Annotated in this window: 19 protein-coding genes and 1 pseudogene; 1 reads left to right on the top strand and 19 read right to left on the bottom strand. The window is 48.9% G+C overall.

Annotated elements, in window-relative coordinates:
- Positions 1–8: 8 nt before the first annotated feature.
- From KO537_RS19465 to KO537_RS19430, 8 genes are all read right to left on the bottom strand, one after another.
- Positions 9–1,181 carry a phage tail sheath protein gene (locus tag KO537_RS19465; protein WP_219235455.1) on the bottom strand — a complete coding sequence of 391 codons (1,173 nt, stop codon included), beginning with the start codon at positions 1,179–1,181 and terminating at the stop codon, positions 9–11.
- Between the two features lie 115 nt (positions 1,182–1,296).
- Positions 1,297–1,575 (bottom strand): hypothetical protein, encoded by a 279-nt coding sequence (locus KO537_RS19460; protein ID WP_219235421.1) that lies wholly within the window; start codon positions 1,573–1,575, stop codon positions 1,297–1,299.
- 28 nt (positions 1,576–1,603) lie between these two features.
- Entirely contained in the window at positions 1,604–2,836 is a 1,233-nt protein-coding gene (locus KO537_RS19455) for an SUMF1/EgtB/PvdO family nonheme iron enzyme (RefSeq protein WP_219235419.1), read from the bottom strand.
- 2 nt (positions 2,837–2,838) lie between these two features.
- Positions 2,839–3,369 carry a hypothetical protein gene (locus tag KO537_RS19450; protein ID WP_219235417.1) on the bottom strand — a complete coding sequence of 177 codons (531 nt, stop codon included), beginning with the start codon at positions 3,367–3,369 and terminating at the stop codon, positions 2,839–2,841.
- Positions 3,369–4,121: a phage tail protein I gene (locus KO537_RS19445; protein WP_219235415.1), complete on the bottom strand. Its 753-nt coding sequence runs from the start codon at positions 4,119–4,121 to the stop codon at positions 3,369–3,371. Before KO537_RS19445 ends, KO537_RS19450 begins: the two co-directional genes overlap by 1 nt.
- Complete coding sequence (locus KO537_RS19440) at positions 4,114–5,043, bottom strand: baseplate J/gp47 family protein (protein ID WP_219235413.1); 930 nt, start codon at positions 5,041–5,043, stop codon at positions 4,114–4,116. Before KO537_RS19440 ends, KO537_RS19445 begins: the two co-directional genes overlap by 8 nt.
- On the bottom strand, positions 5,036–5,392 hold the full coding sequence (locus KO537_RS19435) for a GPW/gp25 family protein (protein ID WP_219235411.1): 357 nt from the start codon (positions 5,390–5,392) through the stop codon (positions 5,036–5,038). The genes KO537_RS19440 and KO537_RS19435 overlap by 8 nt, the downstream gene beginning before the upstream one ends.
- On the bottom strand, positions 5,389–6,003 hold the full coding sequence (locus KO537_RS19430; protein ID WP_219235409.1) for a phage baseplate assembly protein V: 615 nt from the start codon (positions 6,001–6,003) through the stop codon (positions 5,389–5,391). Before KO537_RS19430 ends, KO537_RS19435 begins: the two co-directional genes overlap by 4 nt.
- Before the next feature lie 496 nt (positions 6,004–6,499).
- Here KO537_RS19430 and KO537_RS19425 point away from each other — a divergent pair, with 496 nt between their 5' ends.
- On the top strand, positions 6,500–7,330 hold the full coding sequence (locus tag KO537_RS19425; protein ID WP_219235407.1) for a DUF6236 family protein: 831 nt from the start codon (positions 6,500–6,502) through the stop codon (positions 7,328–7,330).
- Positions 7,331–7,520: 190 nt separating this feature from the next.
- Here KO537_RS19425 and KO537_RS19420 read toward each other — a convergent pair whose 3' ends face one another.
- From KO537_RS19420 to KO537_RS19375, 11 genes and pseudogenes are all read right to left on the bottom strand, one after another.
- Entirely contained in the window at positions 7,521–7,985 is a 465-nt protein-coding gene (locus tag KO537_RS19420) for a phage virion morphogenesis protein (protein WP_219235405.1), read from the bottom strand.
- Positions 7,967–8,440: a phage tail protein gene (locus KO537_RS19415; protein ID WP_219235403.1), complete on the bottom strand. Its 474-nt coding sequence runs from the start codon at positions 8,438–8,440 to the stop codon at positions 7,967–7,969. The genes KO537_RS19420 and KO537_RS19415 overlap by 19 nt, the downstream gene beginning before the upstream one ends.
- A complete protein-coding gene (lysC, locus tag KO537_RS23200) occupies positions 8,433–8,696 on the bottom strand; it encodes an Rz1-like lysis system protein LysC (protein WP_251071162.1) in 264 nt (87 codons plus the stop codon). The genes KO537_RS19415 and lysC overlap by 8 nt, the downstream gene beginning before the upstream one ends.
- A pseudogene (locus tag KO537_RS23195) lies at positions 8,662–8,916 on the bottom strand (peptidase); the annotation flags it as partial. The pseudogene KO537_RS23195 and the gene lysC, both read right to left, overlap by 35 nt.
- Positions 8,917–9,019: 103 nt before the next feature.
- Complete coding sequence (locus KO537_RS19405; protein ID WP_219235400.1) at positions 9,020–9,841, bottom strand: N-acetylmuramidase family protein; 822 nt, start codon at positions 9,839–9,841, stop codon at positions 9,020–9,022.
- Positions 9,842–9,846: 5 nt separating this feature from the next.
- The gene (locus tag KO537_RS19400) at positions 9,847–10,170 is read right to left on the bottom strand and encodes a phage holin family protein (protein ID WP_219235398.1); all 324 of its coding nucleotides are present in this window, start codon (positions 10,168–10,170) and stop codon (positions 9,847–9,849) included.
- On the bottom strand, positions 10,167–10,544 hold the full coding sequence (locus tag KO537_RS19395; protein WP_012197334.1) for a putative holin: 378 nt from the start codon (positions 10,542–10,544) through the stop codon (positions 10,167–10,169). Before KO537_RS19395 ends, KO537_RS19400 begins: the two co-directional genes overlap by 4 nt.
- A 2-nt stretch (positions 10,545–10,546) precedes the next feature.
- Complete coding sequence (locus tag KO537_RS19390) at positions 10,547–10,765, bottom strand: tail protein X (RefSeq protein ID WP_219235396.1); 219 nt, start codon at positions 10,763–10,765, stop codon at positions 10,547–10,549.
- A gap of 13 nt (positions 10,766–10,778) precedes the next feature.
- Positions 10,779–11,240 carry a head completion/stabilization protein gene (locus KO537_RS19385; protein WP_219235394.1) on the bottom strand — a complete coding sequence of 154 codons (462 nt, stop codon included), beginning with the start codon at positions 11,238–11,240 and terminating at the stop codon, positions 10,779–10,781.
- A 101-nt stretch (positions 11,241–11,341) separates the two neighbouring features.
- On the bottom strand, positions 11,342–12,046 hold the full coding sequence (gene gpM, locus KO537_RS19380) for a phage terminase small subunit (RefSeq protein WP_014358040.1): 705 nt from the start codon (positions 12,044–12,046) through the stop codon (positions 11,342–11,344).
- Between the two features lie 2 nt (positions 12,047–12,048).
- Complete coding sequence (locus KO537_RS19375) at positions 12,049–13,053, bottom strand: phage major capsid protein, P2 family (protein WP_014358041.1); 1,005 nt, start codon at positions 13,051–13,053, stop codon at positions 12,049–12,051.
- Between the last annotated feature and the right edge of the window lie 9 nt (positions 13,054–13,062).

Here is a 13,062-nt window from a genome sequence, read left to right as displayed (position 1 = left end):
GATTATCCTTAGGCCGCTGCTACTGCGGACGCGAAGTCGACTAAATAGCGGTCGGTGATTTTTTGACGGAAGGTTAAGTCTTCCAGCGGAGGCACTGGGGTGTAGTCGTAATCGATATACAACTTGCCCGCCTTGATGGTGCTGACGTCGTTAACGTCTTCGCTGTACCAGGCTTGGCCGTCAACGATATACCCTAGGCCTTTTAACTCGCGGAACTTGGCGTTAATACCTTCGATGATGTCTTTAACCAATGTGGGAGTCATCGGTTTATCAACGGCCCACATGTGTGCGTCAGCAATGGTGTCAGCCAACACTTGTGCGGTGCGGGTGTAGTTTTCAAATTGGAATAAGGGATCTTCTGAACAGGTGTGTGAGCCCCAAAAGCGGAAGCCTGACTGATTAATCAGCGTGGTGATGTCATTACTGTTTAGGTAACCAGCATCGGTAGACGGATCTTGTAAGTCCCAGAACACTGGCTGACTTAAACCGGTAACGCCGCTAACAGTGACGTTTGATAGCGTTTTGTGCCAACCGACTTCTTTGTCGATACGCGCACGTAAACCTAATGCGCGAGCGGTCGCAGTAGCGTTAACACTTGCCTTGGCAACCGTATCAAAGGCAACAAACTCAGGCCAAATGACCATCACCTCACGATCGCCAAAGTTTTCACGGTAAGCCACGGCTTCTTCTTTGGTGGCACAGCCATAGGCGCTGATGTAGGCAAAGGCGCGCAGTTTTTTGGCGGTTGCTGCAAGCGCTGTGGCAACGGGTAAAGTGTCTAAGCCTGGCACGCCTAGAATGCGCGGCTTAACGCCCAATAAAGACTGGGCCGCCAGTAATGCTTTAAGGCCAGTGTATTGGCCCAGTGGCGTTATAGTGCCAATAATGTTCGCCGTTGTGGCGGTTTCATCCGCGCCCTGCTCAACACGCACCACAACGGTGAGCGTATTGACTTGGTCAGCAATGCCTTCAAGCGTGGGCTTTAATGTGCCTAAGGTGCCCGCTTTACCAATGGCTTGCATGACATTGGTTAGCAATACAGGGGTGTTTAGCGGGAATAGCGTTGCATCGGCATCGCTGGCGGTGCAGACAATGCCGATGACTGAGGTTGATACTGTGCGAATGGTTCGGGTGCCATCATTGACTTCAATGACGCGGACCCCGTGGTGATAATCCATAATAAGCTCCGGTGCTGTGGGTTTTGCAAAACTAAGCAGGGCTAAGCTTGCAGAGCACACCGGAGCGGTGCTACTGGTTTGAGTGGTAAGAGTCGTTTATTGACCTAAAAACCTCAGATCATTCATCAGTAGCGACAGGATAGCGCAGCTTGATCTCGACCACTTTATCGCGCCAATGTTGCTCGCTTTCTGGCGTTTGGTCATATTGCCACTCCATATAAAGCGGGTCCGACTCTTCTCGATATGCAGCCTTACGTTTTTCTATATTTTGCGACAACTCAAAGTCACGCTGAGCGAGCACAGAGTTAACCTGCTCAGTATTCATGCCTAGGTTGTTCATGTATTCACGCGACACATCAGTGTGAGATACGCCGTTAAAAAGATAAGTAAAGTTCATCGTGGTTACTCCAAAAATTTAAATGGCACTACACAAAGAAAGCTGGGCGGAAACCGATGTCGCCGCCCGCAAACGAGCGCGGATTGTACAAACTGAGCGCGCCCAGCCCAGCGCTCGTACCGTGGCCCCAACTGCCACCACGGACAGGGAACCGGTCGCCATAGTTTCTCGCACCAATATAACCAACGACCGTAGCTGTAGTGGCCGACTCAATTAACAGTTTGCGCAATAGCTCGTTAGGCACGTAGCCCGCGGCTTTGGTGATGGCCGCAAAGTGCGAGGCGGTTAGGTGCGGGTAATCGTTTGAATCATCATTCATCGGACCGTTGCGCTTAGTCGCTGCATTGCTGAGGATCGGCGCGCCAGCGCTGCCCGCGCCGGTTTGGTTATCAGTAGGTGAGTCAAAATAAGCTGCGTGTTTGTGCCAGTTTGCTTCAGCCACTGCAGGATTATTATCCAACGTAGTAATAATCTGACCATTGTCTAACTTCATTTGATCTAACCATTCCCATACATTACCGACTAAATCACACACCCCAAAATGGGTATGATCATAATTCCAGGTTGATGGCCCCTTACCTGTATCTGTTCTACCGGTACCGCTGACGTCTCCTGGAGCACCATTGTCACTGCGACTCGCCGTTTCCCATTTTTTTTCATGCGAGCGCCCATAGTTTGTATTGCCTCGCGGTACTGTTCCGTTTGCTAGAGACCACAGTGCAATCGCGGCCCATTCGTGCACTGACATTAAATGCCAGTTTGCACCTTTGCGTGTACACAACTCTTTTGCAACATCGTAATTAACGGCTGTGAGTGGCTGTACACCGCCAATCACGGCACTACCATTGGTGGCTGACGATGCTAAGTACTTGCCGACTAATATCTCGACGCGAGGTACGCCGTTAGTCTGGAACGCAGGGTGAACCCCTGTGCCAAGGTTTAAATCAACCAGCCCTAGGTCTTCAATATTGAAGCGTGGGATAACGCACATAATGTTAGGGTTGCCTTGGACGTCATACACCACGGTATTGCGACCGCCAGAATTGTGCTCGATGGCTTTTTTGTAGCCGTCGGTGGCGATAATGGTCAGTCCGGCCGCTTTTTGGTCATAGGTTGATTCAACCTTAACAATAGAGTCATTGGTTTTTTTATCGATAGCCGCCATCTTGCCAGCGACTTCTTGCGATAACGCCTGTGATGCGGCAGTTTGTGCTGCGGACGCGACTTTTAGCCCCGCAATTTCTTCAGCAATCGAGCTCATAATTATCCCTCCAGTTGTCTAATGCGCTCACTGAGTTGCATGTTCCAGTGAGCATTTTTAATAACTGCCGCCGCATTGTGTAAAAATGCCGTACAGCCCGCGATAAACTCTTTGTCTAAAATCAAGTTAAGGTTTTCAGCGCCCACCACCACTGTGATGCTGTCGGTTGGCAGCGCCTCAATATTTAACGTAAACCACTGCACGACTTTTACTGCAGGGGTTCGGTAGCCCAGCGTCTTGTTCGGTGCGCTGTATACGCCAAGCAAAGTCGTGCCAATGTAAAACCCTATCTCTTTGATGGCGTATTCAAGCTCGGCATCAAACACACCCGCCATCCGCAGACTCTTACCTCCATCTTGATAATCAGAAATGGCAATGCGTTCTTTTTCAGCGCTCAAGCTGGTCTGGGTTTTAGAGGGCGTATAGGCGTTTGAGCCAAACGCCATGTGAGTAATTTCGGCTTTGAGCCCTTTGTCTTTTGATGATAAGCAAGCGGCAAGGCCAGCCTCAGTAAATTGCAGTGTGAGTGCCATTACACAACTCCCGTTAATTCGTGTTCAGAGATGATTAGTTGATGCGACGCCGCCGCAAGCCTGTGGGTAATTAACAATTCGTCAGGTAGTACAGGAGATAACAGGTAATCGATATCGATGCAGTCGATACGATGCTCAATGCCAAATACGCCGGCTAAGGCAATAACATCATCAGGGCGAATGCCATTAGAATTGGCATCGATATCAGATATGCCAATGCTAGGGCTAATACCCGCGGCAACGGTAAGCGACTCTTCGAATGAGATACCAAGCTCAACATCGAAATGGATCGAACCGCGCTTTGAGGCACGAATAGCCTCTGTCACCATCGCGAGCATTTTGGCCGTTATCAATCCTTCATTTTCGTCAGTGATATTGTCGTTAACTAACGCGAGCACTTTCATCGTGCCGCGCAGATTACTACCGGCACTCTCCCACCATTCGAGGATGTTGGTTTTAATACCAAGGCTATTAAGTGCCCGCTGCACCGCGTATGGAGTGCCTTTGTGGCGATGAATATCGAAAGCATCGTTAACCACCTGACGCTTAAAGCTTTCAGGCCAACTGTCCGCCCATTGGTCAACTGAGTATGCCCATGCTAGCCATGGCAGCAAAGACAATGGGCAGCGAAACGGGTCCCACAGATCAGCAATAGACAGGGGCAAATCCAGCGAGCTGGCGATCACTTGTTCAATATCGCGCTCAAGTTTTGAAGCGTTTGGTGACAGTAATGATGAAACCCGATTATTCACCCACGCCCCCTATTGAGACGTTAATGCTGGTGCAATACGCTGCCTGTTGGTCAAGCACAGTTACATCAACAGATGGGCTAATCAGATTGACGTTATTGACGCCACTTTGGTGCAGCGCTTTGAATATTCCTGAACGGGTAATATCAGCCCCTAAGCGGCGCTGCTCCTTTTGGTAAAGCGCCAAAGCTTGATTAGCAGCTTCTAACACCACTTGCGCATCAGGCCCTGGTAAAAGCTGCAACACGGCATGTACGTTGTAATTAACAATGCTCGCACCTTGAATGTTGACTCTATCGCCCTGCGGCCGTACTTTTGACGGGGTATTGGACTGGGATAAGCCATCGGCACTGATGCCAAAAACGTCACGTACCTTAATAAGCAGCTCATTACTGACTGTGCCATTACCTTCGATAGAGAGAATGGTGACCACCATTTCACAGGGTTCAGGACTCACGGCTTTTGCATCAGCCACGCGGCCATCGGCGCCCAATGCAAAAAAGATATAACCGTCGATACTGCCAGCCGTATTTAAGCCATCAAATGCCATTTGCACGCGGCGCTTAAAGGATTGCTCATCCTCTAAAATTTCAGGGATGGGCGGCACTGCAGTTGGATTGCCCGCTTGGATAACTAATGGCGCGAGGTCATAACGCGAACCTAGTGCAATCAGGTTATTGCCAGTTGATGAAGCTAAAATATTGCCGCGAGTGGCATCATTAATTTGCGCAACTAAGTGCATTTCACGATAGGCAAATACCTGCAGTAATTTGGTAACAGGGTCCGACTCTAACGCCAGCACCGCTTCATAGCTTGTGTCGATATCTATCAGTAGTTGCTTGAGCGCAGCAAAGCGCTGCTCAAAGCTCAGCGGCTGGATAATGTCAGGCACAGGAACTTTAGATAAGTCGATTAGCTCAGCCATAGGTGGCCTCGAATAATTGGGCGCGTTGAGTGTCGATGCGGTCTGTCACTAAATTGAATTGCACTTTGCCGTCGCTGCCGCCACTGATAATTTCAATCTCAGTAATGCGAATACGTGGCTCCCAACGGGTTAGCGCGATAACTGCCGCCGCCATAATCTGCAGCTTTACCGCTGCACTTTGGGGTTGGTCGATAAGTTCAAAAATGGCGCTACCATAGTCACGACGCATCACGCGCGAACCTAATGGCGTGGTTAATATGTCCTGGATACTTTGGCTGATATGCTGCGACTCGCTAATGCTTTGGCCAGTAAAGCGATTCATTCCTTGCCAGTTTTTGTTTGTGCTCATTGCGGGCCTCCAGAAGTGCCCGAGCCGGTATCGACACCGCCGTGTTTATGGGTGCCAAAAATAATACCGTCGATGCTTACACCGCCTGAGTTCGTCATTTGCCCGCTGTGTTCAAATACGCCTGTGACCTTAGCGCCTTTTTCTACAGTGAGCTTTTTTTTAACCAGCACATTGCCCGTAAACTCGGAGTTTGGACAATCGATAGTCACCCGCTCGCAGGCCTGTACGGTGGCGGTTTTAATACCAGTCACTTTAAGCGCGCTAGTATCGGGGTCGTATTCAATCACAGCGCCATCGGGATACACAGTTCGCTCACGATTGTTATTGTTATTGCCGTCAGGCTCTGGGTTTTCATCGCTATAAAGCGCAGGAAGAATATAAGCGTTGGTAAGGTCGCCACTTAGCGATAGCAGCATCACTTGCTCACCAACGGTAGGACGCCAACTGGTTTTTGCTGTGCCGGCACGGCGGGTAAAAAAGGGGCGAAACTTGGTAAGTAACTCACCGGTTTTTACGCGGCAAGAATCACCCTTTACTTCGGCAACGGTGCCAATGCGTAAAAGGTTATCGATACGGCGTGTGAGTTCAGCGATAGCTGCGGCAGTGTTCATGCGGCTATGGTTGCCAGTTGTTTGGCGAGCCGCAAAGGCTTTGAGTGGTATGTAGGAAGTTATAGCGCAAGATAAAAATTTAAAATTATTTCTGCCCCTTTTCGATTTGCAGCGTGGCATCTCGCTAACTCCAACATCAGAACATTGACCCAATTTTAGTAATACAACAGAGTTCTGGCCTTATCCGTTATCTGACCGCAATTACGTTAGCCAATGAGAAAAAGTGGTACGAGTATCAGCCGGAGTGCGTGGCCAAAATGCTGTCAATAAAGTTCAATAAACAGTCGAAAGTGGGCGTAAAATAATGAGAAAGATAAGATAATATCAAGTGATTACCCACCAAGCTGTATAAAAAACCGCTACCGCAAAAAAGCAAATTCCTATAGCATCATTTATACCCATTTACACGGATATGGCAGTGGCCAAGTCCAACAAGCGATTTAAACAGCGCAGCGCATAAATACTAAGACGTTAGCACTCTAAATCTGAGGTCTGTATGAATAAAAAAGGAATAGTAGTATCTCCACCTTTCAAGCCTATTTATACAGGTGGAATAAGCAGCGGGGGAGATCCAGATCCAATAGCGTTGAGGAAATACCTTATGTATTGGGATGAAATTGATTACCCATCAAATATGTTTATCCATATTTCCTCTCCTGAAATTGATTATCTAGAGCAATCAGGAAAATTAAAACGCACGATTGTTAGATTTCAAGGAACAATAAGCTTGGGTAGAGGTGAATTTTTCATTCAGGCACAAGAAGCTGCATTTAGAAAAAATCAAGAAGAAGAACCCGGTTGCTGGACAATTGCACAACTAGCAGATATCCCATTCTACACTCAACAGAGTACAAGTGTTGGTGTTGAAGTTGAGCTATATGACATGTTACCTGTTCCAAGTGCGGATACGCCATTAGCTGACATTTTAGAGTTTAAAGAAAAAAGACAAGATGAACTTATTGCATTTCGTTGTCATATGGATGAGATCAATGAAAAAATACTGAGTTCAAAAGATGTACCACGTGCAAGAAATGCTCAAATGGATCGTGTGGAATTAGCATTAAAAGATATCGATAAAACTTTAAAAGAATCAGGTGTAAAACGAGTTACAACTCATTTAAAAAATATAATTAATACTGACTTTTCAGGTATTGTTGGAGCTGGTCTAGGGAGCGCAGGTGTTTCTGCTTTCATTGGAATGTCCCCTTTAATTGCTGGTGTCGCAGGAGCTGGGTTAGTATTTGGCGTAAAAAGTTTAATAATGCCATCAAATCAGTGTCCAACTAACTTGAGTTACATTAATAGTATCAGAAAGAATTTTCGATAAACGAGTTTTAACAAGTAGTTTAAACTGAATAAAACAGTTGGTTAACGCTTTGCGATTTTAACCAACTGTTTTTATCGTCTTAACGAGGCGTTACCCATAGACATTTTTATTCGAGACTCACTAATCCGAGCTAAAAGTCTAACTCGGAAATTTTTCCAAAGCTGTTTGAGTTATTAGTTGGTGGATAGATTTAGTGCATCATAGCTAAGTGCCTAACGATAGTCTCTTCTATCATTTCCTGTTCATCAACCGTGAACCCTAGCAACTCACGCTGCGGATATTGTGCCGATATCCGCTCGTTTATCCGTCCTCTAAGCCCGTATTGATGCTCGGTCGCTACGCGGGAAATAAACCCGGTAAACCCAACACTGGCTGCAGATGCTGAATACACAGGTTTTAAGTATTTTTGCCTGATGATTTTCTGGAACATCAGTTTCTTTTTAATAGCACCAAGCCTTTTCGCCCATGTAGACTGTGGCTTTCGCGCCTCAAACGCTGCCCCATCGGGTGCTTTGTTTTGCTTAATGCGCTGTGCCTGGGTGGCGCGCAGTCGTCTTGCAATATCTAGGCTGAGTTGCTTACGCGCTGCAGGGGATAATTGCTGTATTAGCCCGTCAAACAACTCATTTAATCGGGTTAAATCGTCGGTGGCCATGGCACTTCAATTCCATTGGTATATAACGTCCAATCGATCGCTTCGTCATTGAAAACGGGCTCAGGTAAATGCGTGACCTCAAGCTGCATATTATCACCCGCAACAACTTTTACCCTCTCAGTTAATGCCAGCACAATTTCAATGTCAGCAGTGGTGTGATTAATGATTTCCGCTTTGAATTTAAAGCCGGTCTCGCGCTTGTCCGGGTTAAATAACAGCTCGGGTTGCTGTGTGGCCAGCCAGCCTAAAATGGGCACGATAAGCGTATCAGCATGGGCGGCATAGTCCGTCACGATTAACACACAGTTGAATTGATACTCAAAACTCAGATTTTGCCCTGCACCGGTGGCGATGATGTTGCCGTTCTCGATAAAGACGTGCAGGCAATCAGGGTTTTGTTGCAAGTGGGGAACATGACTGGATAACAACTCACGCAGCTGCGCCGGCTTATTCATGGCGTTTCCCTTCTTTCTGACTTAAGTCTTTAGCTTTCTGTTTAGCTTCTTGTTTAGTTTGGCACTCGATAATCATATCGATTTGCGCGGCACAGTCATGCCAAGCCGTTTCGCAGGTATCGAGCTCACTGCTGATCCCTTGATTGCTGATAGGGTTGCTCGCCGGCAACAGACAAGGGATCACGAGTGGACAACCAACGACGGTACTCTGCACTGCCACTAATAGCGGGGCGCTGGTGCAGCCGGCGAATAGCATCAGGCAGAACAGCATCAGCCCAGGCTTTAACATCGCTAAGTTCACTTTTTAGCTCCTCAATTTTGTTTTTTCGGTATTGGCTCGTGCTTTTCACGCTGGCTAGCTGCGTTCGCAGCTCTGCCTGCGCTTGCTGGTTTTCGGCTGATAGCTGCTTTAAGTCAAAATAGGACTGTGATGTTTGTGTCAGCGATTGCAGCATTGCGCCATGCGTCTGCTGCAACAGACTAAGTCGCTCTTGTTGCTGATAGATAACACCCGCCATAGTGAGCGCAATCCCGATGGCGGCGACAATTAAATAGCCTGTAAATGGCTGAATAAACCGGCTAAGCAGCGACAACATTATCGGCGCCCTGCTGCTGACTCGCGGCAGTAAACTGCTGATACGTGCGCGCTAACTTAATGTCGTAGTCATTTTCTTTATAGGCGGGGCCGTTGTAGCGCTTGGCAAACTCTGCCCACTTACGCGCTTTGAGTGCCTTATGCAGCACAGGATCCGCCTCGATAAATTTAACTAAAGCCTTGAGCTGTTCCCCCTCTGAAATATCCATGGCTTGCTTAAATGCCTGCGGCGACGGATAGTCCAAGGCTTGCCAATGAAAGCCCATTATCTGAAACATACCCCAGCTGCAGGCGCAAATCGCGGCCTCTGGATTAAGCTGGTACGCAATAGCAAACCGCTGATATTCACCACTGCCGCCGGTATAACCGCCACGGGCTGGGTTGCAAATATTCGGGTACTTAGCCGCAAGCTCATCGACTGAGACACCTTGTTCCAACAGCTCGCGATAAAATACGTGTCGCTCAAATAAAATCGTGGGCCTACCACAAGCGAAAAAGCCAAAACCGTTGGATTCCACTTCTGCCACGCTGGCCATGGCGGCAAACGAGACGCCCAGAACCATTGCTGCGTCGGCTAATTGTGAGTGCTGAATAAACTTGTTACGGCTTTCGCCGGCGAGTAACGCCAACGTTCTTACCCCTGCATAGCCGGTGCGCGGTAAGTCTTGCTTGTCTTGGAATTGCTCGATGGCCTTTTGGGTTGCATCACCAAACCAACCATCTACCGTTAATGACGCGCCAGCGGCATTGAGCCGTTGTTGTAAATCACGCACTGCCGTGCCATTGCTGCCTTTTCTTAGAGTCATCTCAATTACCTATGCTTGGTTTTGAATGTTTGTGGGCGAGGAATACGCCCTAGCCTGCTGCCAGCTTTATGCGTATTGAGTTGCAGCAGATGAGCAACATTGCCCCGCACTTGGAAAATGGCGATGCAGAGCGTGGCTTTTAGAAATAGCTCCGCATAACTTGGCGCTGTGGCGACGCCATACACAGTGAGAATGACCTCAATGCCTGCGGCAACGGTGATGAGATAGGCGCAAATGCTAATAAAGATTCGATGCCGCCCTGTTCGCACAAACAAAGCCAGGCGCAACACAATCAAACTGCAAATAATGGCATTGATGATCAGCATCATTTCCCCCTAAGCCCGCGTAGGGCATTGAGCCAACTTTCTGGGTTATTGGTGAGTTTCATAAAATACTGCAGCATGCGCACAACACAGGCAGATGAAATGAGTGCTGCCATGCCCACATTGACCTGCAAGGCATCTGGCAGTAATGCACTCAAGGCATTGGCGGCCCAATTGGCGCACAGTACGCCGCCCAAAAATGACACGATAAACAGTCCGATACGCTGGTAATTCCCCGCGGCGTCATTCGAAATAATGAACAACACAGCACCGGTAAACGCGCCGATCATGACTGCAGGTTCAGCCCCTGGCACTAATGTCAGCACGCTGGCGGTGACGACTGCAGATGTGGCTGATGTCGCTGAAATTGGCTCGCTCATCATTAATCCCATAGTTGAATAAAGTTTGGCTGTGTCGGTGCGGCCACCTGCACAGGAAGAAGTACTAGCGTACCGTTTGGCAATATAGGGCCGATGGCGGCAAGCTGCGGGTTAGCGTCTAGCACTTGCTCAGTGATCTCAGCCGTTGCCCCAAGGTATCGATAACAAATCTTATCGACGGTATCGCCCTCGATGCTGCGCACTGCCTGCAAGCTGCTCATCAGACTAATTCCATTAGATCAGTTCCACCGTGACATGGCTTTCGCCTAAGATGTCGCGAATGGCAAAGCGTGCATCACGGCGAAGATCGTCAACGCTATCGCCGAGCACTTCACCCGCCTTTAGCCCCTTGGCCGTGCTATCAAAATCGCTATAACGCTCAATGAGATTGGCTTTGGTGAGGCAGTACACCGCGCGTAAATACAATTGCAAATAGATGCTCTGGCCGTTGATTTGCTCGGCTGGCACCTGTTCTAAACCGTCAAAGCCCAAGATTTGCTGCCCGATACGCCAATCCTTGAGATCACTGTTTGTCTGCAGTGCTGCATTGATGACTGCGTGCTCAAGTCGTGCGTTTGTCACTGTGCCATCAAGGCGCATGGCCTCGCGCAATGTCGCTAACTGAAAATCAGGCCAAAACGGGCTGTTGGTAATCGTGCTTGGTGCTGCGCTAGTGGCTGGGGCGATAAAACTCATGTTTACCTGCTTGCGGCTAGGTTGTGCGGTGGGCTGGCTTAAGTAGTGAAATTGGATAACGCTACTTGGCCAGCGCCGCACGGGTTGCGAGGGTCGCTCGGTTAACCAGCACTGCCTTGTGTTTCTGAGGGCTCAGTGCTTTCGGTTGTTTGTTTGTCGGCGTTCTTAAGATCACGAGTGACTTTCTCGATAAACTTCTTCACACCCACTTTATCGTTTAGGGCCAATGCTTGTTGATAGGCGTCGAGCGCAGCGGTTAACTCGCCTTCAGCTTCAAATGCTTGCCCCATTTGACGCAGCAACTTAGCGCGCGCTTCGTCGTACATGTCGCACTCGGCCGTAAGCTCAAGCACAGCTTTTAGCTGCGAACTGGCCACCGGTGTTTCGGTTTCAATCACGCGCGCGGCGGTTTCGGCAATTTCTTCGGCAATGGTGCAAGCCAGATTGCGCTCAAAACGGTCTGGCATCACCAGATCATGTTTAAGCGCGTATGCGGCCAGCTCAATGGCGCGGTCGATATTGCCGACATCGATATGCCACAGCAGCACAGTGACGAACACTTCATCCTGCACGCCACTGTCGCCCTTAATGGTGCCATCGATATAGGCATCATATTCAGGTAAGAACTGCGACTTTGCCTGCAGCTTACGTGCGAGCGCCTGCACCGTTTTTAAGATGCGGCGATGCTCGGTAAGCTGCATGAGCATGAGCTCGTAGGTGTTTTCGGAGCGAGCGCTTAAGGGGGAATCCGTTCCCCGCGCTGCCGCTAAAACACCATGAAAGCGTTTATGGGCGGGTGATGTCATGGCTATGCTCCCATCTCAATGTTTTCGGCAAACGCTGTGCAGCCATAATCTTCAACTACATAGGCATCGTTTGATGATTCGTAGTTTTCAATTTGGTCACGTTTAGGGTTGTCAATCACACTGCGTCGGCGAGCGCCTTCTTGCCAATACAGGCTTAAGTTATCCAGGCGCGTGACCAGCAAGGCGTTAGCAGGGAAATGCGGTACCCGCACCGCACCTAAGCCACCAATGCGTTTTTGGCTGATGATCATGTCAGCGGCCATGGTTTCAGTGGGTACGTTGTCTTTGTTGATAATTGGGAAGTACTTATCAGCCAGCAGCTTACGACCACAAATCACAACCAGCTCAGTATCGTCTTGGTGCCATGGGTCAATCATGTTGTTCACCATGTCGAACACCAAAGCATCGAGGTTGGCGTAATCGGTGCCGATGACAATTTTACCTGAGCCTTCAACCACTTCTGCCATATGGCGCTGCGGTGCATGCTGGCGAATTTTTTTCAGCCAGCCGATGTTTACATCTTGCAGCAATGGGTTATTTGCGCGGTTAGAGGTAGCCGCACGGCTGGTACCATTAAAGCCAATCATGATGCGGTCGAGTGCTTGCTGTTTCAGAATGGCATCGCGAATACGCGCCTGAAAATCAGGGAACTTGGCCCACATATCAATCTTGGCGTAGCGAAGCGCCGTATCGAAGTTGGTTTGGGTACAGTCATAACCCAGCGCATCTAAATCGGTTGGGTCAATGGCTTGGCGATCGCTTTGAGTCGTATCGGTTGTGCCAGCAATCGTACCGCTAACGCCAAGGCCTAACTTTTCGCCTGATTTTTCGGTGACAGGCACCACGTTAATCATCGTCAAGAACTGCGAGCTTTCTTGCATTCGCGTTTCTAACGTTTGCTGGATTGTTGGTTCAACGGTAAATTTGGCGGTTGCTGTTTCTACGCCATTGAGCGTGGCGACTTGGCCTAGGTAACCGTTAAAAAGTGTACGGGTGGTATTGCGCATGTTTGCTCC

The sequence above is a fragment of the Shewanella sp. NKUCC01_JLK genome (assembly GCF_019345615.1).
In the GTDB taxonomy this organism is placed as follows: Bacteria; Pseudomonadota; Gammaproteobacteria; order Enterobacterales; family Shewanellaceae; genus Shewanella; species Shewanella oncorhynchi.
This window is presented reverse-complemented; position numbering and strand designations above follow the sequence as displayed.